General features: G+C 60.4%; 12 protein-coding genes. 3 read left to right on the forward strand and 9 right to left on the reverse strand.

The window, feature by feature from the left end:
- Positions 1-103: 103 nt before the first annotated feature.
- Together R3C19_24345 and R3C19_24350 are read left to right on the forward strand one after the other, a co-directional pair.
- Positions 104-745: a sigma-70 family RNA polymerase sigma factor gene (locus R3C19_24345; protein ID MEZ6063491.1), complete on the forward strand. Its 642-nt coding sequence runs from the start codon at positions 104-106 to the stop codon at positions 743-745.
- Positions 742-3705: a protein kinase gene (locus R3C19_24350; GenBank protein ID MEZ6063492.1), complete on the forward strand. Its 2964-nt coding sequence runs from the start codon at positions 742-744 to the stop codon at positions 3703-3705. The genes R3C19_24345 and R3C19_24350 overlap by 4 nt, the downstream gene beginning before the upstream one ends.
- A 253-nt stretch (positions 3706-3958) precedes the next feature.
- Here the strand turns inward: R3C19_24350 and R3C19_24355 are convergent, their stop codons facing one another.
- The 9 genes from R3C19_24355 to R3C19_24395 form a co-directional block, all read right to left on the reverse strand.
- On the reverse strand, positions 3959-6076 hold the full coding sequence (locus tag R3C19_24355) for a matrixin family metalloprotease (protein MEZ6063493.1): 2118 nt from the start codon (positions 6074-6076) through the stop codon (positions 3959-3961).
- A 511-nt stretch (positions 6077-6587) separates the two neighbouring features.
- Positions 6588-6875, reverse strand: a complete 288-nt coding sequence (locus tag R3C19_24360; GenBank protein MEZ6063494.1) for a hypothetical protein — start codon at positions 6873-6875, stop codon at positions 6588-6590.
- Positions 6876-7219: 344 nt separating this feature from the next.
- The gene (locus R3C19_24365; GenBank protein MEZ6063495.1) at positions 7220-9001 is read right to left on the reverse strand and encodes an AAA family ATPase; all 1782 of its coding nucleotides are present in this window, start codon (positions 8999-9001) and stop codon (positions 7220-7222) included.
- Between the two features lie 53 nt (positions 9002-9054).
- Complete coding sequence (locus R3C19_24370; protein MEZ6063496.1) at positions 9055-9804, reverse strand: PspA/IM30 family protein; 750 nt, start codon at positions 9802-9804, stop codon at positions 9055-9057.
- Positions 9805-10101: 297 nt separating this feature from the next.
- Positions 10102-10776, reverse strand: coding sequence for a hypothetical protein (locus R3C19_24375; GenBank protein MEZ6063497.1), 675 nt, complete (start codon positions 10774-10776; stop codon positions 10102-10104).
- Between the two features lie 11 nt (positions 10777-10787).
- On the reverse strand, positions 10788-11681 hold the full coding sequence (locus R3C19_24380; GenBank protein MEZ6063498.1) for a TPM domain-containing protein: 894 nt from the start codon (positions 11679-11681) through the stop codon (positions 10788-10790).
- 165 nt (positions 11682-11846) lie between these two features.
- Positions 11847-13262, reverse strand: coding sequence for a cytochrome c peroxidase (locus R3C19_24385; GenBank protein MEZ6063499.1), 1416 nt, complete (start codon positions 13260-13262; stop codon positions 11847-11849).
- Positions 13263-13810: 548 nt separating this feature from the next.
- A complete protein-coding gene (locus R3C19_24390) occupies positions 13811-17893 on the reverse strand; it encodes an AAA family ATPase (protein ID MEZ6063500.1) in 4083 nt (1360 codons plus the stop codon).
- Between the two features lie 63 nt (positions 17894-17956).
- Positions 17957-20197 (reverse strand): flagellar basal body P-ring protein FlgI, encoded by a 2241-nt coding sequence (locus tag R3C19_24395; GenBank protein MEZ6063501.1) that lies wholly within the window; start codon positions 20195-20197, stop codon positions 17957-17959.
- A gap of 535 nt (positions 20198-20732) precedes the next feature.
- Here R3C19_24395 and R3C19_24400 point away from each other — a divergent pair.
- Positions 20733-21524 carry an MBL fold metallo-hydrolase gene (locus tag R3C19_24400; GenBank protein MEZ6063502.1) on the forward strand — a complete coding sequence of 264 codons (792 nt, stop codon included), beginning with the start codon at positions 20733-20735 and terminating at the stop codon, positions 21522-21524.
- Positions 21525-21835 lie beyond the last annotated feature (311 nt).

Raw genomic sequence — 21835 nt, forward strand, 5'->3', positions numbered from 1 at the left:
ATGTGCTCATTCCCGGTGGCACCGCGACAGCGGAAGAGAGGCGGCATGCCGCGCGTCTGTCCCGCGAGAATCAATTGCTTCCGGCAGATGGGATGTCCCGCGAATGAGTTCTGTCCTTGCTGGCATGATGAAAGAGGCTGACCAGTTGAGTGATTCAACGTCCCACGAACCGTCCGATCAGTCGTTGCTGCGACGGTTTCAGTCCGGTGAACAGGACGCGGCCACCCGGCTGTATGTTCGTTACGCGAAGCGGCTTCAGGGACTTGCGAAAGCTCAGACGGGGCAGGCACTGGGAGCCCGTGTCGACGCGGAAGATATCGTGCAGTCGGTCTTCCGGACGTTTTTTCGCCGCGCGAAGGAAGGTCACTATCAGGTTCCGGACGACGACGAATTGTGGAAACTGCTGCTGGTGATCAGTCTGTACAAGATTCGCGACGCCGCCGTCTATCATCGAGCCGCCAAGCGGGACCTGAGTCGCACCGAACGGCTGAATCCGGCACACGCCGACGCGGGGAATTCGGCCGCCGAAGAACAGTTTGAAGAAGCGACACTGCGGCTGGTTATCGAAGATCTGACCGCGGCCATGACTGCCAGTCAGCGGCAAATCATTCAGCTTCGGCTGGACGGGACTCCCGTCGCGGAAATTGCGGACGCCACGAAACGCTCCAAGCGGTCCGTGGAACGCACGCTGCAGGCGTTCCGGGAACTGCTGAAGAAAGAACTTGATGAGGAGCCAGGCCGTTGAATTCTCCGGACCTACGTGTCGTCAGCGACATCGAAACGACGGTTGAAGCATTCGAAGACGCGCTCCACGAAGGCGACCGGCCGCGGCTGGAAGATTTCCTTCCCGCCAGGGATGACCCGGCCTATCCGGCGGTTCTGGAGGAGCTGATTCGCGTCGATCTGGAGTTCCGCTTTGCGAACCAGGAACCGGCGTCTCTGGACGATTACCGTGACGCGTTTCCGGAAGCGTTCGCGTCACCGCAGCAAATCGCACCGATTGCTTTCGAGGAATACCGACTTCGGCTGCATTCCGCGAACCCCGCAGCACCGGAGGAATACGCACAAAAGTACGGAATCGATGTCGCTGACTGGCCGGCTTCGGTGGCCCGGACGTCCCGCAAATCGATTCGCGGCGGTTCGCACGGACCGGCCGGAATGCCGAAGTGTGCCGTGGAAATGACCGCCGGGCAGGACGTGCTGAATTTCCGTCTGGTTGGCGAACTTGGTCGCGGAGCGTTTGCTCGCGTGTTTCTGGCGGAACAGCGTGCTTTGTCCGATCGGCTGGTCGTGCTGAAAGTGTCCGCGGCGCGGCTTCGGGAAGCGGAGAGACTGGCACAACTGCAGCATACGAACATCGTGCCCGTCTATTCCGTCGACTATCTGGACGACGCGTCCGTGATCTGCATGCCGTATTTCGGCGCGACGACGCTGCGTCACCTGATTGAGGCGCTGTCGTCCGACGCCGCTCGCAAAGCGGACGGCCACGAATTTCTGAGCACCGTGAACGCGCTGGATGACAGCACTCTGGCGGGTTTTGACCTGAAGCGCCGTCTGCCGACCGTCACCGCCGGCAGCGCGGAGACCGACCGCGGCACAGCTCGCACCGATCCGGCCAGTGAGTCTCCGCTGAACGCGATGGATTTCGAACGCTCCGTCGCATGGATCGCGCGGCAGCTTTCGGAAGGACTTGCCCACGCACACGCACGGGGAATTCTTCATCGGGACCTGAAGCCGGCCAATGTGCTGCTGACGGAACACGGCCAGCCGATGATCCTGGACTTCAACCTTTCGGTCGATTCGGGCCCGGACCGCCGCGAGGACGGCATGGTGGGCGGAACGCTGCCCTACATGAGTCCGGAGCAGATCGCGGCGCTCGATTCCTTCCGCGAAATCGATGGCCGCAGTGATGTGTTTTCGCTGGGAGTTGTCCTGTTTCAACTTTGCACCGGTCGACTGCCGTTTTCTACTACCGGTGTCAGCAGCCGCGAAATGATCGAACAGCGATGGACGACGCAGCCGCACGTGCGTGAACACGTCCGCAGCATTTCCGCCGACATGGAATCGATCATCCTGAAATGCATGCAGCCGGATCCCGACAAACGCTACGCCACGGCCGCCGATCTGACCGAAGATCTGGACCGGCACCTGGCCTGGCTGCCCCTGAAACATGCCCGCAACCGGTCACTTCGGCAGCGCATCAGCAAATGGCGAACGCGGCACCCGCGACTCACGTCAGCAAGCTCCGCCGCGGGTGTGGCGGGCGTGGGGATCGCAGGCATTCTGCTGGCGTGGTCGCTGCGGGAACAGACGTTTCTGAAGACCGAATCCCGATTAAAGTACAACGAATTCATGGACAGCCTTCCCGGCATTCGAGCGGACGCGATGGCGGCTGCGCTGGGAGAAGCGTCTGACGCCGATGCCGCGCCCGCCATCGAAGCGGCGCTGCAGCAATTCCAGCCTGACAGCGCGAATTCCGACTGGTCGAAAGAGAACGCGGTGCAGTCTCTGGAACCGGCCGAACAGGTTCGGCTGAAGCGGGCCGTGGCGGAACTAAAGCTGTTGCGCACTGCGATTCTGGAACCGGAATCTCTGGCCGCCCGATTAGCGGACGACAGCACCGAAACGGCAGTGAGCAAAGAAATTGCTGACGGAGAACTTTCGGAGTCACAGTGGACTCAGTATCTGGACGCGGTCGCGGCACTGATGAATCGGCAGCCGCGACGTTCGCTGCAGATCGTGGCGCCGCTGACTCCGGATCGACCGGACAACTTCGGCCTGATGCTGCTGCAGTCGCTGTCACAGCGGGCGGCGGGAGAATACGACCAGGCCGACCGGTATCTGTCGGTCTGCATCGCCCTGCGGCCCGAGACTCCGCAGTTGTACTACCAACGCGGCGTCTGTCGCATGCTGCTGCAGAAATATTCCGACGCGATCCACGACTTTGACCGGTTTCTGAAACTGCGGCCGGAATCGTCATCGGCGTTTTTCAGCCGGGGAGTCTGCTTCCGCAAGATTCAAAAGCACGAAGAGTCGCTTGCCGATCTTGACCGTGCCGTGGAACTCGGCTTTCCGGAAACTCGCATCTATCTGCTTCGCGCTGAGGTCCATGAGTCGCTGGGTCATGCCGACCTGGCGAAGGCTGATCGTGAGACGGCCATGAGTACCGCACCGACCGATCCCCGCAGCTGCGCGGCACGGGCGATCTACCGGCTGAAGGACGACCCGTCCGCGGCGCTCGCCGATCTGGAGCTTGCTCTGCAGATTGATCCCCGATCGCATGACGCATTTCGCAACAAGGCGATGGTGCTGTCGGAATACCTGCACGAACCGCGGCAGGCGATCGACGTGCTGACCGAAGCGATGACCGCGTTTCCCGACGACGCGTATCTCTGGTCCGGCCGCGGTGTCCTGTACGCTCGGAACAACAATCGCGACGAAGCTGTCGCGGACGCTGTCGACGCGATGAAGAAATCAACGGAACCGATGGTCGAATACCAGGTCGCCTGCATCTACGCCCTGACGTCCACTCAGGAACCGGCCGATCAGGCCTTATGCCTTCGTCATCTGGCCAACAGCTTTCGCGCAGACCCGGCTCTCGGCCGACTGGCGGCAACCGATACCGACCTGAAGGCCATTCAGGAGTTGCCACAGTTCCGCAACTTGTTGACGGCAACGCAGATCCTGGCCGCGCCGAATCGCTGAACCGGAGCCTGGCCGTTTACCGCAAGCCGTTTCGTTTCCCCGTGACCGCCACGCCATGCCGCTCAACGGCGATTGCTGTCCGACACCTTCTGCCGACAAGCGCCAGTTCCACAACCGCCCGGCGATGGGTGGCAGATAGGCACCGCCGGCCGCGTCCCGGAAGTGCCTGTCGACGGGCCGTGGCCGATGACGTCGAAGCTCAAACGCCGGAGACTCGGAAGACGATCGTGCAGCAGTAGCTTCGGCACGGTTCTCAGAGGAACTGCCAGTACCAGTCTTCGTAGTCGATGAATGGATCCAGCGGAGTTGGGACATAGGTCCACGGATCCTGATTTTGCTGCTGAGGAACCAGCGGATCCGGCGGCTGCGTGACCGGCGGCGTATAGCTCATATAGAACTGGTATTCCGACTCCGGTACCTGAGGCGGGGGTACATCGATCGGACTGGTTCCCATCGGGCCGACTTCATCGGATATGGCTCGCCCGAGCAACCGAAATCGCACAAGCGGAATGGGGCTGCCATCCGGTGTTGTGGAAGCGATGCGAACAAAGTAATGCCCTGCCGGCAGCAGCACGGCATTCGCGGTGCGCGTGGTTTCGTCCAGGTTCACGATCCGCAGCAGCTCCTCACCGTCTGCATTGAACAGCGTCAGTTGCGTGGCAACCGGTGACGTCGGAGGCGATACGAATTCCGTCTTCAGCGCGTAACTGACAAGCGTTGTGAGCTGAAGGTCCATTTCCATGTACCGTTCAGAACTCTCCGCGCTGACGCGCCCGTTCAGGAACTCGAATTGCTGAACTTCTGTGGTTCCAAACGCGGCACTCAGTTCGTAGTTCCCGGTCCGATATCGCGCGGAATTTTCAGCTCCGCCGACACGAATGAAGTACCGCCGATCCGAGACGATTCCTGTAACCTGAATCGTGTACAATCCGCCTCCGTTGGCGATCACCTGACTTCGAAGGACGGTTCCTGCTGCATTCAGCACCTGCAAATCCGGGATCAGCGTCTGCCGCTCAGAAACGCGAACGGTGACGGTCAGCACGCTGGCCCCGACTTCGGCTCGCGGACTTCTGATTCGATAGAAGTCTGCGTCCGTCTGATCGGAAATTGTCGCGTGGTATTCATAGGCGGTGAATTCGACGCGTCCCGGAATTGTCTGAAGAGTCGTGGCCGTTCCGAGCGTGTCGTTCAGGTGCAGGTCGTCTTCAAAAACGGGCAGTTGCTGAGACGTCAGCAATTCACCGACTGCGTCCGTCGTCAGGAAACTCAGATCGCGTTTGGCCTCTGGTCCGATCGCTTCGATACCGACAGTACTCACGCCGTCAAAGACAGCGACCAGCAGGTATCGCCCGGTGGCGAATTCCGGCGCGGCGCCTTCGACTCGAAGGTAGCAGCGTTTGTCGCCGAGTGTTGGCAGGGAGATGGTGACGTCGCCGCCAGGCTGACTGGCAGTCGCCGTGGCGATCAGGTTGCCTCCCCGATCGACCACCGTCAGTTTTCCCTGCAGCAGGCTGACGCCATCGGTGATCAGATGCACCGTCACCGGACCGTTGTAGAGATCGACGGGATCCAGCCGAAAATAATCAATGTCCGAGTCGGTGGACACGTCGCCGTACCGGACCAGCGGGTAGGTCCCCTCAAAGCTGCCGTCACGCATGGACGTCGCGCGATTGATTGCATCATTCGGCCGAGCGGCATCTTCGGCGCCAATGCGTTGTCCGTAGAGAGCGACCAGATTCGCGATGTCGTCGGCCGTCGGCTGCTGCGAGATGGTCGGGTCGTTGTGAGCATACATGACCGACTGCGGATCCAGGCTGTGCTCCAGTCCCAGCACGTGTCCGACTTCGTGCAGCACGACAGCACGAAACTGCTGCAGACTTTCCGGCTGAAATTCGGAATTCAGCACGATGTCACCGCCCCAGGTTCCGGCCGTCAGCCCGTCATGAGGCACCGACACCGCCAGCACTTCGGACGACATCGGAATGGCACCGATCCGGATATCCCCGAACCGGTCGTCGTGCTGGGCCGGACCGGGAACTCCAAACGCCTGGCCCGCGTCAGACACGCGGCCGACGTTCACGTTGGCGTGCTGAGTCCAGGTCTGGAACGCCTCGAAAATCACGGCGTTCAGTTCCTCGGGGGTACCGACTCCGGCAAACGCCGCGTGGAACGAACTCAGCTTCCCGGAGATTTCCGTCCCGTCAGGAGCAACACTGAACGTGACTTCGGTCGGGGCGTCCCATACCTGAGCCGTCAGCAACTGACGCACCTCCAGAACCTCGGACGCCGACAACGTAGCCATCGGCAGGTGAGCGGTGCGTCGGCGGCGTACCTTTGCGTGGAACAGACTGAGTTTCTGACGAAGTGCCATTTGGCCAAACCTGTGGGAGTAATGGATACGAATGTCTGGAAGCGATTAACTGTGACGCTCAGATGTTTGGCCCGGATGCAATAACAACCTCCTCCAGGCAGAGTAGCGAAGTGCATAGCCCCGGCCCGCCTGGAAATTTCGGAAAATCGCAGAATTCTCGGACCGCACGACGCGAAGACGCGAAAAACGAGCGATGAAAAGTCTGCCAGGTGGACGGGCGACCGTTCCTGGCCGGGAGTCTCCCCCGTCGGTGCCCGAAACTACGTTCCCGCATTCAGAATGCTGTACAAATCTTCCCGAAATGCCGGCCACCGACGACCTGAAGCGCCGCCGATCGGTTGCAGACAGATTCTCGACAGGAACGCCGAGCGGTCCAGCGACTCGGACGGTCCGGACGACGCAGGCGCGTAATGCAAATGCCTGAATCGCGTGCGATCAGCGCGGCCGCCGATGGTTCAGACCGGGTGACGTCGTGCTGACATTCGACGCCAGCGACCTGTGGGTGACTGCGTCAGCCGCGGAACATCGTCGCGCGGGCCTGCTGCATTTCGTAGGTCAACTGCATGATGTTGTACGCGGTCAGTTCGCACAGCAGCTTCGTGACTCTGCCGTGAGTCGCGTCGTCCAGCGTCGGTTCGACTTCCTTCATCAGGTCCAGCAGTCGTGCTTCCTGTTCGCTGATTTCCTGATCGGAAATCACACCGTCCTGGAACGCTCGCAGGAAACCGTCCAGGTGTTTGGCATAATCGTCGATCAAAGGTTCGTTGGTATCGGGATCGATCCAGCTTTGACGGGCCATGAGATGACTTTCGTTGAGGTTCTCGAATCGGGTACCACATCCTGCGTTCAGCAGGTTGTGCGGCGAAGCCGTCGGAAATCTGTCTCGTGCGGACTCGAATCAGAAATCGTTCGCCTGCTACATCAGGGGAGTTCAATCGCGGTTCTTGGCTCGTTCATACTTGTTCCCAGGCTCCAGCCTGGGAACTCCTGTCCTCAAAGCTCCGCTTTGCCGATGAGCGTTTGGGCGGTCACCCATATTCGGCGAAGCGGAGCTTCGGGGATATGCGGTCCCAGACTGGAGTTTGGGACCGAGAACCAGACAGGAGTTTGGGATCCAGAACGAACGCGGGTTAAGCGTCAGACTCACAGACTCTCCACAATCTCACGCATCTTCGTCAACTGCTGCTGCAACTGCGACCGTCCGCCGTCCGATTCCAGAGCTTCCTTCCATTCTGCGTTCAGGAAATCCATCTGTGTACATTCCAGTACGGCGGCCAGCTCCTGCATGTCTTTTTCCAGTCCCTGAGCAGACGGGATGAATTCGGACAGAGCCTTTTCCAGATCCGCCTGGTTCACGGCGTTGCGACCATCCAGCAGAGCGACGCGTCTTGCCGTCAGGACGACGCTCTCGATGTCGGCTCCGCTGAGTTCTTTGTGGCGGTCATCCAGCTTCAGGTCTTTTGCATTCAGATTCACGCTGCTTTTGCGAGCCATCACCTGGAACATGCTGCGGATTTCGTCTTCGTTGTCCGGGTAGAACAGCGGGATGTGAACTTCGGCCCGGCCCTGGCGTTTCAGATCGATCGGCAGCAGATCCGGACGGCAGGTCAGCAGCATCCACATGATGCGACCCCTATAGCGAGTGTCGCCCATCTGTTGAGCAATCATCGAAAATATTCGGCCGCTGGTGCCCGAATCGCCTTCCTGATTGCGGTCTCCCAAAGCCGCGTCGGCTTCGTCGATGATGACGATGACCGGGCCGAGACTTCGCAGCACCGTCAGAACTCGCTGTAGGTTGCCTTCTGATTCGCCGACGTACTTCGATCGAAAATTTTTCAGCTTCACGCACGGAATCCCAATCGACCCGGCATAGCATTCCGCCAGAAACGTCTTTCCCGTGCCGACCGGGCCGCAGATCAGGTAGCCCATCGGGGCCGCGTCTTCGTGACCGTCGCCGATGAGTTTCGCGTCCTGCTTCAGCCGACTGCACGCCGCTTCGTGGCCGACGACCAGATCGAGTGTGTGTTTCGGTTCGACGAATTCCAGAAAGCCGCCGCACTGCCGCTCGATGGCCACCTTCTTGAGCGCTCGAAACTGTCGGCTGGTCGCTCCGCCTGTGCGAGCCGTCTGGGACAGCAACTGTTCCAGGCTCAACAGACTCAGGCCGTTTGAGTTGCTGACGAGTTGAGCGGCCGTCAGTTTTTCATCGTCGCCGCCGGAGCTGACCTTGTCGGAATGAGCATCCACGAAGCGCTGCCGAGCGTCACGATCGGGCATCGGCACTTCGATCGTCGTGACGTACGGGCTTTGAGTCAGCCGCTCATTCACTTCGGACAGACTTTCGCACACCAGGCAAAAGGCCATGTTCACTCGGCGGATGTACGGGTTGCGAGCCCAGTCCAGAAACCGCACGACTCGCGACGCGATCGTCCCGGAAATCTGCATCGGATCCCCGGGAGGCACGAGATACTGACCGAAGTCAAACACCACCGCCAGACGTCTGCGTTTCGCCGAATCGGATTCGATCAGGTAACGCTCGATCATCTGATCCAGCGTCAGCAGGATGTCGTCCGGTTTGCGAGACCAGTTGCTGTAATGCCCGAACAGCCCGGTCAGTTCCCGCATCATGGTCTGGTGGCGGTCAGAGTTTCTTCCCGCCAGCGCCTGCAGACCTTTGCTCAGGTTATGCTGCAGGACAATGTCCCAGCGGCCAAACAGATATTCTCCCAGAAACGACGTCAGACTCAGGAATTCGGTCTTGCCGTCGTTTTCGCACGGAACCAGATCGTGGACGTTTCCGTGCAGGACGAAAAAGCACGAGTTGCCGGAAAAATACTGTTCCGCGATTTCTCGTGCCCAGGCCGGGTACCAGTCCGGCAGGTCCGCGGAAGGCGAGAGTGCTGCGGGTTGCGAGGGATCGGTCATTGGTTTTTCAGTACAACGGCCTTCCTGGGTCGTCGAATTCGGTACGACGGCACTTAGTTCACTTCCGTTTGCCTCTGAGCCGGCCCCAGATCCTTGGATTCTTCGCCGACGTTTGCGGTTTGCGGCGTGATCAGGCCCATGTCCATTTCGAACTGCTTCAGCGCGTCTTCGGCCAGAGCGGATTCCATGGCGGCTTCGCGTTCGATTTCCGCGATGCCCTCGTCCGACAGGTCGGCCGCGACGCGTGCCTTGGCGCGGTTTTTGTCGATCTTGTCCTGCAGCACGGATTCGATCTGACCCAGGTCGGTGGTGACGTCGAAATTGAAACTGGTTGCCAGATCGGCGAGTTCCGCTTCGGCGCGGCTGAGTTTCAGTTCTGCGTCGTACTTCTTGATCTTGTCCTTGATCTCCTGCACTTTCTTCGTGGCGTTTTTGATCTTGCGGACGTTGTTGTCATACGCCTTTTCGTGCATCTCAAGCTGCGTCACGTTTTCGGCCATTTCGTTTTTGGCCTTTTGCAGTTCCAGAGCAAACTTTGAAGCCGTTTCGCGGTCACCGGCCTGCAGGTAGGCTTTGACCTTGGCTTCCAGTTGAGCCACGTGCTTCTTGTCGCCGTCCACCTGGCGGGCGACACGTTCCACAAGTGCCCGATACTGAGCCAGACCGTCCTTGCCGGATTTCAGCTGTTCGATGGCCTGATCGTACTCGTACTGCATCTGCGCGATCGGATCTGCCGTCCAGAAGAAGTTGGCCAGCTTGTTGAACTGAGCCGCGATGGACCGCCAGATTTTGCCAATGATCATGATGAACTTCCTGATCGAGGATTTCTGAGAATGCCGGATGCGCGAACCGGCGGACTCCGGCCAGCCGAACAGCCAACGACAGAGTTTCAGCGACGGATCAACGAAATTTGGGCGTGATCGTACTGCTGGAGCGGATGGGTCACAACCGACGCGACGTTCCCCACACTGCGGTGTTCCGAACTCCCGACGGACAGAACAACTACCGCTATGCGTGGTCACGTCGGGTGCCGGCATGTGACAGCCAGCAGCGGTGCCAATGTCGCAGGAAACGGCTTTGCGGTGACCAGAGAACTCGCATCAGTCGATCAGCACCAGTGCATCGGCCAGCTCGTTCACGTCGTCATCAGTGCGGGGGATTTTTTCGGCGAGTTGAACGGCTGCTGCGCTGACAACCTGGCAAATTGCGTCGGTCGGATGTTCACGGCGCAACAGTTCAGTGAGCTGTCGACAAAGGTCGTCCAGAAACGGCTGTCCCAGTGTGTCGACAACGTTTTTGTCGCCAAGCACCGCTGCCCTGTGTTCCCACAGCGAAATGTAGATCAGGATTCCGGTCGCACCCGCCGTGTGGTGAACGCGACGGTCAAAGAACAACTGCCGGGCTCGCAGATTGACTTCTTCCTGAATATGCCGGCGAGGTGTGAACAGCCTTCGCAGCCAGCCGATGTGGCTGGCGGCGATGACACCGGCCACGAACGAGGCCACCATGACAACAATCAGAATGGCGGTCTGAGCTGTCGTGGACAGACCACCCCAGCGACCGGTGTCGATCGTGCGCGGCATCATCCACCAGTACGCAATCGCGGAAACGATAGCCAGCCAGAGGCCCGCAATGTCCTCCGCTCGGTCGTACCGTCCGGACGCAGACGCAACGACCGGAACAATCTCGCACGCGGTTTTGGACTCAGCGGACGTCACACACGCAGCCACCTGAGCCCGCTGTTCGGCAGAAAAGAATTCCGACGCGGATTGCATAACGTTTAACCTCACCAGGAACCGCTCGCCCCGCCACCTCCGGAGAATCCGCCACCGAACGATCCGCCGCCGAACCCGCCGCTGCTGCTGCCGCCGCGACTGCGCAACGCGTGATACAGGACGGTTCCGACAACGGTGAACACAACGCCCCAAAACACCCAGGCCCAGCCGCTGGAACCTCGCCGGTAAAGCGACACGGCCGTAAAGATCGCCAGTCCGACAAACACGGCCATCAGGACATAATGCGACGCCGGGCGCGGGCGACTCGGAAGTTCCAGCTTGCGAGCCATCTTGTCCAGCGCTTCGACTCCGGCCACGATGCCGCCGGAGTAGTCGCCTGCGCGGAACTGCGGAATGATGTACTCATCCATGATCCGCTGGCAGGTGTCGTTCTCCGACAGATCCCAGCCGGCTCCCAATTCGATCCGTGCCCGGCGGTCGCCTTTGGAAACCAGCAGCAGGATTCCAGTATTCCAGTTCCGGCCATTCAGCGTCGCATGGCCGATCTGCCACTTATTGAACAGAACGGCAGCGAATGCTTCGATCGACATGTTCGCTCCCCCGTGCTGACCCATCGATTCAATTGTGACAACAAGGATCGGTGTGGCCTTGTCGCTCAGCAGTTGTTGGCAGACCTTGCGGATTTTCGCTTCGGAGGACTCAGCGATCAGGTCGGCGTGGTCGCTGATGAATTCCCGGTCGCCCGGTGGCTGCAGGTCGAACTCCTGTGCCGCGGCGCTGCCGAAGCAACATACGGCCATCGCGGCAGGAAGAAACAGCCAGGCTCGCACCCGGCGTGCCGGAAACAGCCAACGTTCGATGCCGCTGGTCTGCATTCCACCAGATGCAGCTTCCGGGCAGCGGGCAGGCGTTGTTTGTCGAAACTCGATCGGGTCCAGTGTCACGCTATCTGTCCTGTTTGCGGATAGACTCGCCGCAGACGGGATTCCGGACCGCGATCTGCCTGAACTGCAGGCATCCGTCGGCCGGAATCGCCGTCACCCGTTCCTTCGCAGTGTGCATGATGACCTTTCCGACGCTGCCGCGAAACGGTGCGGTCACCGGTTCGGCTATTGATCCAGCGGCAGACCGCTGGGGACGGAATCGGGAATCGTGGCGTTCAGTCGTTCCTGCAGGTTCGGAGCCGTCAGCGACTGAAGGAAGCTGACCAGGTCGCGGACGTCACGGTTCGAGAGGTAGCCCGGCAATTTGCGGTAATCGATGTTCGACAGCATTTCGATCTGATTCCACAGCGAATACGTCGACTGGATTTCCAACTGATCGAGATGTTCCGCCGGGTTGTAAAGGATCACAGAAATCAGCGGGAACGAATGGTGCCGAATCACGCTTTGCAAATCGCGATACGCTCCGTTGTGCGTGTACGGTCCCGTCACTTCACAGTTCCGCAGCGGCGGAGTCCGGAAGCGGAAGTAATCGCGCCGCAGACCGGTTTCGCGGCCCCGGCCGTGATCCAGCGGAGCCTCAGCCCCTTTTCCCGGACCAAGCTGAGGAACGCCGATGTTGTAGTGCTGCTGGTCAGTCATCAGCGAACCGGCATGGCAGCGCGAACAGTTCGCTCGACCGTAGAACAGCAGGGCTCCGCGCTTTTGGGCGGCCGTCAGCGCCCGGTTGTCTCCGTTCAGGTAACGATCCCACGGGCTGTCAGAAAATGTGTAGGCTTCCGCTTCGAACGCACCAATCGCTTTCGCCGCGTGTTCAAATCCCAGGTCCTGAGGATCAACACCCGGATACGCGGCGGAAAACAGGTCCTGGTATCCGGGAATCGCCAGCAGTCTGGCCATCAGAGCATCCCACATCGCCGGCAGGTCAGCGTCATCGATAAGGGCGATCTCGTTGACTTCACCCGTGAACCCGACGTCTCCGGCGTTGCCCCGCATTTCATCCCGGGACGTCACGGGAAACATGGCCTGCACGGCCAGCACATTTGGAAGCCCGGGAGGAAGATTGCCGCCGGCCGGACTGACGAAGCCGCTGTCCGTCTTCAGAACACGGCTGTCCCAGAACTGCGAAGTCCACTCGCCGGAACCGCGATTGAAGATCTCCGGAGCATTCCGCGGCACGAAATTGCGACCGTCGCCGATCTGACGGTTCGGCCCCAGTGCGCCGGCCACGACGGCGGCCGTCCCGATCGGCACCGACAGCGCGTCGCCGGTAGCCAGTGTCGGGTGATGGCATGTCGCGCAGGCTGTGTCACGATTGCCGCTCAGTTCCCAGTCGAAGAACAGTGCCTGACCCAGCGCCACCTGCGCCGGATCCTGCGCGGGTCCGGGATCAAGCGGACCAACGTCCTGCCGCTGCAGCAGTCGCCGCAACTGCTGATCGACTGTCGGACGGCGCTTGGACTTACCGGCGGCCTGCGATTCGGCAGCCTGACCTGCAACCAGGACGACGGCGATCACGGCCAGGCAACACCGTTTCGCAGTGCCACGCCAGGACGCGAGACTTCTGCAAAGTTTGAACACCATGACAAACATCCTTCCCGAATCGTGAGACGGAAACGTCACCGGACCAGGAATTCGCCGCTCCGAATCGTGAGTCAGCCCTGATCGAATCGCGCTGATGCACAATCAGGCTGCTGCGAAAATCGGGGATACGCGAATCCGCGCTTCGCTGGTTCCGTGTGAAGAATGCAAGTCAAGAAGGTGTCAAAAGCAAAGGAGGGAGCACTCACCGCGCGAAGCAGGCGTAACGCCGCGGCCCCTGGTACCGAACAAGCCGATAGTCTATCCGTGAAACGACGTTTTCAAGGCTCGTTTTCCCATTTCGCCGAAGTGATACAAGCGCGGCAGACCACAAGGGGATGCGTCAATTCACCGCTTATACTCGCCGCGGCGGACGCCGATATTTTTCGCTCTTCTTACTCCCGCGAGCCCGAATGTCTCATTCCACCCCGCTCGCGGTATAGTTTCGCTGCCCATCCCTTCATCGGGGCAACGGATTTCTCCCGTGCGGGGCTAATGGAGCTGCTGGCGCCGCTCGCTGCGAATTGTGGCTCGCTGCAAGTCGCAAAGAGTTACGCCGCGCGGGATCGTTCCTGGCCGCGAGGAACGAAGTTGCCGTGTTCGTCGATTTCTTCGAACCGAACCGACAGCCGCTTGCTGATGCCGCTTTCTTCCATCGTGACGCCGTACAGCACGTCGGTCACCGCCATGGTCGGCTTGCGGTGAGTAATCATGATGAACTGAGTTTCGTTCTGAAAATCCTTCAGCACTCCCACAAATCTCCCGATGTTGGCGTCGTCGAGAGCCGCGTCGACTTCGTCCAGAATGCAGAAGGGACTCGGCCGGCTGCGGAAGATCGACAGCAGCAGCGCCACGGCGGTCATCGTCTTTTCACCGCCGCTTAGCAGGGAGATGCTGCGCAGTTCCTTCCCCGGCGGACGCGCAACGACATCGATGGCACATTCCAGAACGTCGTCCGGATCTTCCAGAATCACGTCGGCTTCGCCGCCGCCGAACAGTCGCCGGAAGAGTTCCCGAAAGTGGCCGCGAATGCACTCAAAGGATTCCAGAAACATGCGGCGGCTTTCGACGTTGATTTTCCGGACCATCTCCCGCAGCGTATCGCGCGCGGCTTCCAGGTCCTTCAGTTGAGTGTGCAGCCGTTGGAAACGTGTTTCGAGTTCTGTCAGGTTATCGAGACTTTCCATGCCGACGTTGCCGATCTTCCGGAGCTGACGTCGCAGGCGGTTCACGCGCTGATCGATGGCGTCGCGGATTTCCGCGTACTGCTGTTCGTCGCGCAGAATGGCGTCGCTTGAGTCCGGGTTCTGTCCCGGAGCAAACCGCCACGCAGAATCCGACGGCCGTTCTTCGTCGATCGCCGAGTCTTCGCCTGCCGCCTCGTCGGCGCCGTGCTGTTCCGGGAAGTCAGTCGCAGGGATTTCGTCGCTCACTTCGCCGGACGAATCTGCTGTGGCGGCTGATTCGTGTTCCCGCAGCCAGATCGCGACGGCCGAACGCCCAGCGGCGACCGCTTCTTCGACTTCCACCTGGAATTCCTCGCGGATGCGTTCGGCGGCGGTTTCCAGTTGATGATCGATGTCGCGAATCTTCAGTTCCAGTTCGTGAAATTGAGTCTCGTGGCGACGACAGACGTCTCGCGCCTGTTGTTCGGCCTGAGTGGCTTCCTGACGGCGGCGTTTCAGAATGCTGCGGGCATCGCTGCGGCGCAGGATCTGGTGATGAAGCTGCTCATCGAACACCTGCAGTTCGGCCATTTCCGCGCGCACATTCAGCGTGCTGAGATTCAGTTCCGCCAGCCGTTCCTGTCCGCTGGTCAGGCGCCGCTGAGCTTCCTGTTGCTGCAGCAGGCGCTGCTGCAGGTCTTCCTTCAGCCGCTGCAGTGCCTCCAGAATTCCGGATACGCGTTCTTCGGAACGTGTCAGTTCCAGACTCTTGTCCGTCCGTTCCTTTTCCAGAGTCTCGATCTGTTGCCGATCAGTCTGCAGTGCTGTCCCGGCGTCTTCGATCAACTGCTGAAGTGTTCCGAGCTGTTCATCGCCGGCCTGCCGCCGCGTTTCCGTTTCCTGAATTCTTTGACGCAGCATGGCCGATTGCGTATCCAGCATCTGAAGCTGTTCGACCAGCTTTTCGGACTGCTGGTCGGCTGCCTTGAGTTCTCGCAGCGTGTCGGAATGCTGCCGCTCGCAGCCGCGCAGTTCGCCCGCGCAGGATTCCACGGCGGCCCGGCGGTCGCGAAGTTCGCTGTCGGTTGATTCAATGGACGTGACGAGTGTCTGCAGACGCAGGTCTCGTTCGGAAATCAGGTGTTCGATGCGATGCAGTTCATTCCGCAGGCGTCGCAGTTCGCTCTTTCGCGACAGCACGGCGGATTCCGAACGAACATTTCCGGCGAACAGCGTGCCGTCTTTTTCGATCAGCTCACCCTGCAGTGTGACGAACCGGATTTCGTCGCCGACCTCGGCCGCCAGTCGCAGCGCGTCCGCCAGGGATTCGACGATCCAGGTGTCAGCCAGCAGGTGAGCCGCCAGGTTGGGCAATCGAACGGGTGATCGCGCCAGGCTGTCGGCTCGACCAATCACACCGGGCCGGCCGGCGAGCAGACCGGCGCCGGCGGTTTCTGACGAAAACACCGAACGCGTGATCGCACCGTCTTCGCTGCCATCGATCCAGGTGACGTTCAGTTCGGGAGCGAATTCGTCGGCAACGGAACCGGCAGGCTCGGAACCCAGCCAGTTGTCATCGAACGCGCCCAGCGCGAGTGCTCCCGACCAGGTCCCGATCTGCGACAGGTCGTCCGCGTCGGCCGCCGGCGGAGCGGTTTCCGCGGGCGGAGATGATGAGCCAGCGGGATTCGTGCCGACCGGTTTCTGAGCGTCTTCCAGCGACACAAACCCGACTCGCCCCGTAATGCGGCAGCGGCCGGAATTGAGATAATCGACCAGCGGTTTCAGGCGATCGATCACCAGCAGTTGTGCTCGACCGGACAGCGCCACTTCCAGCAGCGCGGCGTTGTTCATGTCGACGTCCAGCAGATCCGACACGCTGCCGCGGATCAGATTCCAGGGTTCGTGCGTACCTTCTTCGGCTCGCTTCAGGATCTCCCGGACGCCGATGCCGAAGCCTTCCTGCCTGTCTTCCAGATCCTCCAGCACGGTCCGGCGCGCGGTTGCCGCACTTCGGTGTTCACGCAGTTCGGCCAGCGATTCGCGGGACTTCGATTGTTCGGAAAGCAGCGATTCGCGGTTCGACAGCAGCTCATCCGCCTGTTCTTCCGCGACCTTCAGGCGCTCCTGAGCGTGGCGGACCGCTTCGTCGTGCTTCCGTGACTGAACTCGCAGCCGTTCAATGTCGGCGCTGAGTGTTTCTTTTGAATCGAGCAGTTCCTGACGCTGTTTCTGCAGAGCCTGCAGTTCATTTTCCAGACTGCCCAGGCGGCTGGCGATGTCGGAATTCTGGCGTGTTCGGACTGTCAGATCATTCATGCGGGCGTCGATGCGCTGCTGTTCGGCGTCAACCGATGACCGCAGTTCGCGCAGCCGCAGGCTGGCCTGTTCGCGAACGGCGTGGCATTCGTCAAACCGTTTCTGCTCGACGGTCAGCACGTTTTCCAGGTGCTTCTGTTCGGCTTCGGCTTCCGAGACTCGTCCGTCCATCACGATCTGCTGTCTCTGCAGACGCACAAGTTCGGACCGCAGTTCAGTCTCGCGAGCGGACTGGTGCCGCAGTGTCGTTTCCAGGCTGGCGATGCGGCTGCGAAGTTCGCTGCGGCCGCGTTCGACTTCGCGAAGTTCGTCATCGACAGCGGTCAGCGCGGCATCGGCTTCGGCAAGCTGAGCGGCCGCATCCTGCTGCTGCTGCCGCATCGACGCCAGAGTCTCCGACCCGGCGTCGCGCTCCTGCTGAATCTCCTGCCGAACCATGCTCTGGCGGCGAAAGTCGTCGGCCACCATGCCGACCCAGAGTTCTTCCAGTTCCGTTGAGACTTCGCGATAGCGTGCCGCTCGCTGTGCCTGGCTGCGAACGGTGCTGACCTGCGATTCGACTTCGTCCACGATGTCCGTCAGGCGCAGCAGGTTCTGTTCAACGCGCTCCAGCCGGCGAATGGCTTCCGTCTTGCGGGACTTAAACCGGCTGACTCCGGCGGCTTCTTCGAAGATCAGTCGCCGGTTCGCCGCGTTGGACTGCAGGATCTGGTCGACTCGTCCCTGTTCAATAATGCAGTAAGCCGCGGAACCGGCGCCCGTGCCGACAAACAGCTCGCGAACATCCTTCAGCCGCGCGACGTTGCGGTTAATCAGATACTCGGAATCGCCGGATTTCCACAGTCGTCGACCGACGGACACTTCGTCCAGCTCAATCGGCAGGAACCTCAGCCGGTTGTCGAAGACCAGTGTGGCTTCAGCGAACTGGGATCCGCCGCGGCTGGACGAGCCGTTGAAGATCACGTCGGTCATGTCCTTGCCGCGGAGGCTCTTCGCGCTCTGGTCGCCCAGGATCCACTTGATGGCGTCCACGACATTGCTCTTGCCGCTGCCGTTTGGCCCTACGACTCCGGTGATCCCGGACGAGAACTCGAAAACGGTCTTGTCGGCAAAACTCTTGAATCCAAAGAGTTCGAGCGACCTGAGCATGAGGGAAACGTCTGCATTCGTTCAGGATGTCAACAACCGTCGGTCAGCGGCAGGTCTTCCCGACTACTCGTTTGAAATGTTGCGAAACGGTGCCGTTAGCCGCTGCCAGATCGAAGGCCGGAAGTCCGCCTCTTCGACTCTCGGGACATATTCCATGTCAACATCTTCCATTTCAGCGTCGTCATTTTCGGCGTCATCGCTGCGTCGTGTCTGATCGTCGTTCACGTCAGAGCCGCGATCACCCTTGGAGCTGTTCATGACAGTCTGATGTCTGCCCGCGGGCCTGCTGCCCGGTTCGCTCAGATCAAACATGCCGTCTTCCTGCGAACGCCCTGGCGATTCTGTTTTCGAGGAATCTGCGCTGTCGCCTTTCACATCGGCCGGGGTGGCTCTCGGACCAGTCGGGATAATTTTTGTGCCAGCGTCCGGATCAAACATCCTGTCGAGCGGCGTCTCGCCGGCCTCGATGCTGTCATTCAGCTCTTCATCAACACGATCAAATAGGTCCGGAATCAGTCCGGGCGAGCCGACTCGCTTTTTGGGCGGCGATTTGTCGTCCTCCGTGTCATCCCGGCGGAATCGATAATTCTCGATCTGACGGCCGGCCTGAGGCAGTTGATCGATGCCGAATTCGCCCTGCAGATTGTGCTCCAGATCAGCATGGACCAGCATCTCGACAATGTCCGGATAGGTCGCTCCCAGTTCTCCCGCCGCGTGGATGACATCGATCAGCCGCGGCGACACCGGAACACGCACGGGTTCCCGTCCGATTTCGTATTTGGAAAGCGTCAACATCGGGTCTCCGGCTTCCCCCATCAGCCGGATCTTGTTACCGAGCTTCAGCATCAGCGGCGGCAGAAGTTTCTGTTCCGTGCCGAAGATTGAAATCTCCGGCGACCGGTATCGCAGCACGTGCACCATCGGTGCCGAGTTGCTCCGGACTTCATGGACAATGAACTGATCGGGGAAATTGACGGTGCCGAGCGACGGATCATTCGGCGCGCTCTCCGTCAGCGCCCGCACGGCTCCGTAGCGTGTTTCCATCGTATCGCTGTCCAGCAGTTCTCTGAGTCCCACGATCGCGCGGGCATCTTTGATGACTGACAGCGCCGCCAGCGCGTAGACTCGAAACGCCGGTTCGTCCATCGCCGCCTGCTTCAGGATTTCGACTCCCGACGAATCTTCCTGATAGGCCAGAGCCATGGCGGCGTGAAACCGCACTTCCGGCGAATCGGAATCCAGTGCCGGCAACAGGAACGGAATCCCGTCCGGGCCCACCGCTTCCAGCTGCAGCGCCGACGACGCGGCGGTTTCCGGTTCCAGCACCTGCCTGGCCAGAAGTTCCAGCCTCATGCGGCGAGCAACGTCGGTTTCCTTGAATGCGATGCTGCGGATGACCTGCTGATATCGCGGAAAGTTGTTGCGATAGTTCGGGTGCATTTGCAGCTTGATCTGCGAATCCGTCTTGGGCTCCGCCAGCGTGATGCGCTCACCAAAGCGGTTGTAGTGATGGAACCGTTCGGAGATCGCCGCAGCGATGCGGGTTGAGTTTCTGAAGCTGCGTTTGTCATTTCGGAGCACGACTTCCAGATCGCGTTCGGTTTTGGAAACCGCGCCGCCGGGAATGCTTCCGCGACGCACCAGGGCGTCGCCGCGGTCATCGGTACCGCTGGCTCCGAAGGCCGTCACGATCGCCCCGGCGGCGACCGCGTATTCGTGGCCCTGCCGCAGCCGTCCGCCGGCAAGCTGTTCTTCGACCAGACGCGTTTCAACCAGATAACCGCCTTTCAGACTGGTGGCTTCGCTGTTCGGCGGCAACATGACTCGTACGTCGAACGTCTGCCCCTTGCGGACCATTGGCGGCAGGTAGGCCGTGACCAGCACCATCGCCGTGTTCTTGCTCTTCAGCCATTCGTTGGGGTTGGGAATTCCGCGCACCGTCATTTCTTCGCGAAGCTGGTTGCGCTGGGCCGACGGCGGAGGATCGTCGCCGGTACCGTCCAGCCCGGTCACCAGCCCGACGCCCCGCAGCGCGACCAGCGTGTTTCCCTGAACGCTGATGTACTCCGACAGCAGCGGCGTTTCGACGCGAGTTTCAAAGTAGTCATCGTCGTCGTCGAAGTCCGCGTCTTTGGACTTGTCGCCTCGCCCGAATTTCGGGAACGCGGAGAGCGACATGGCCGAGGGCATTTTCAGCAGGCTTCCCGTGCAACCGCCGCTTAGCAGCAGACTGAAGCTCAGCAGCGAAATCAGCACCGGTGAATTTCGCAATGGCCGCGTGCCAGCAGTTGAAGATCGCATCATGACGACCGCCGTTCCGGCTGCTCAGACGTCCTGACGGAACCTGCACATCATTCCCGGCAGCGCGGAAATGACGCGAAGGAAATGGCCGTCGCGGATTGAGCAACTCGGCTTAACGAAGGAGGGGAAGGACAACGGTTCCGAAGACCGGAATCGTTGTGAAGAGATGAGACTTGAGATCTGGAATTTGAAATCTGAGATCTGAGAGGGGACACGCCGCCGCGCACCGGACCGTGCGCGGAAAACGCTTCTGAAGATGTTCTCCGGAACAATAGGATCGGCCGATTCGCCCGGTCAACACGGTTCAGAGCCTGAAGCTGGCGCATCAGCCAACGCGAACCAAAGGAGTCCGCACGTTCGGCAGTTTGTGCGCTGCGTGAATCGTGATCGGCAGCAGTTGGCAGGCATGGCTGCGGCAGCGTTTCGGCAGAATTCGCCGGGATTTGCCGGAGTGTGATTCGGCACTTAGAATCCGCGCCACGGTCGACATCCCGTCAATTGATGCGCCGCCGGTCGCGGCGCGTGCTGAGTACCCGTCATGCTGACTCGTCGCGAGTTATTTCCCAACGTCATTGAACTCAATTTCCAGGCTCGCCGCCGGTTTGGCTGCTGCGTGTACCTGGTGTTTCAGGAATCCGACTGGCTGCTGATCGACATCGGTTATGAGGACACCGTCGACGAAATCATCGACATGATCCGCCAACTGGATTTTCCACTGGCGAACTGCCGTTATCTGATCGCGACTCACGCCGACGCGGATCACGTTCAGGGACTTCAAAAGGCGGCCGGATTGCTTCCCGGATCAGTGACCGTGGCTCATCCTTCCGTGAAGCGAATCCTGGAAACCGGCGACCGCATCGCGTCATTTGCCGAAATTCCGGCGCAGGGCATTTCCATCGAGATGCCGACGTTTTCGATCGCAAAGACCGTCACGGAAGGCGATACGCTGGAATTCGGCAGTTCTGTTCTGGAAGTCTGGGACACTCCCGGCCACGCGACCGGGCAGCTTTCGTTTCGCTTTGGCAAGCTGCTGTTTTCGGGCGACAACATCTTTCGCGACGGCTGTGTCGGCGGAATTGACGCCCACCACGGATCGGACATCGCGGAATTCATCGACAGCCTGAAACGCATTCGAGACAGCGATGTGGAATGGCTGCTGCCCAGTCACGGCCCGGCATTTCGCAATGATCGCGGCCTGCTGCAGTCGACCATCGATCGGCTGGAAGGCTATCAGCACATGGCCGACTTCGGCACCTGCGCCGTCGACTGGCCGCTGCTGGACGAGTGGGAAACGGAACTCGCGCGAGGCACGGCGCCGCAGGATTCGTGAGGCCGCAAGTCGTGGCCGCGACGGAATCGGACCACGCCGCGGCGTCCGAGTCACGGGTCAAACAGTGTTGGAAAACCGCCGGATGAGCGTCTGACACCCCGGAATCGGCACCAACTGCCGTCCGTTGCCACCGTGCGTGCGTCACCACAGACGACTGTTCCGTCTGGAGAATTCCGGCAGTTGCAGTGGACCCTGACGATTGCTGAAAGCGCGCGACAGGGGGGTCGTCGAGTCCGCATATTTTAACAACTGTAGGGATACTGCGTTGAAACGGCGGGGAGGTTTCGGGCGATACCGATTCTGAGTCTGAA

It is taken from the genome of Planctomycetaceae bacterium (assembly GCA_041398785.1).
GTDB lineage: Bacteria > Planctomycetota > Planctomycetia > Planctomycetales > Planctomycetaceae > JAWKUA01.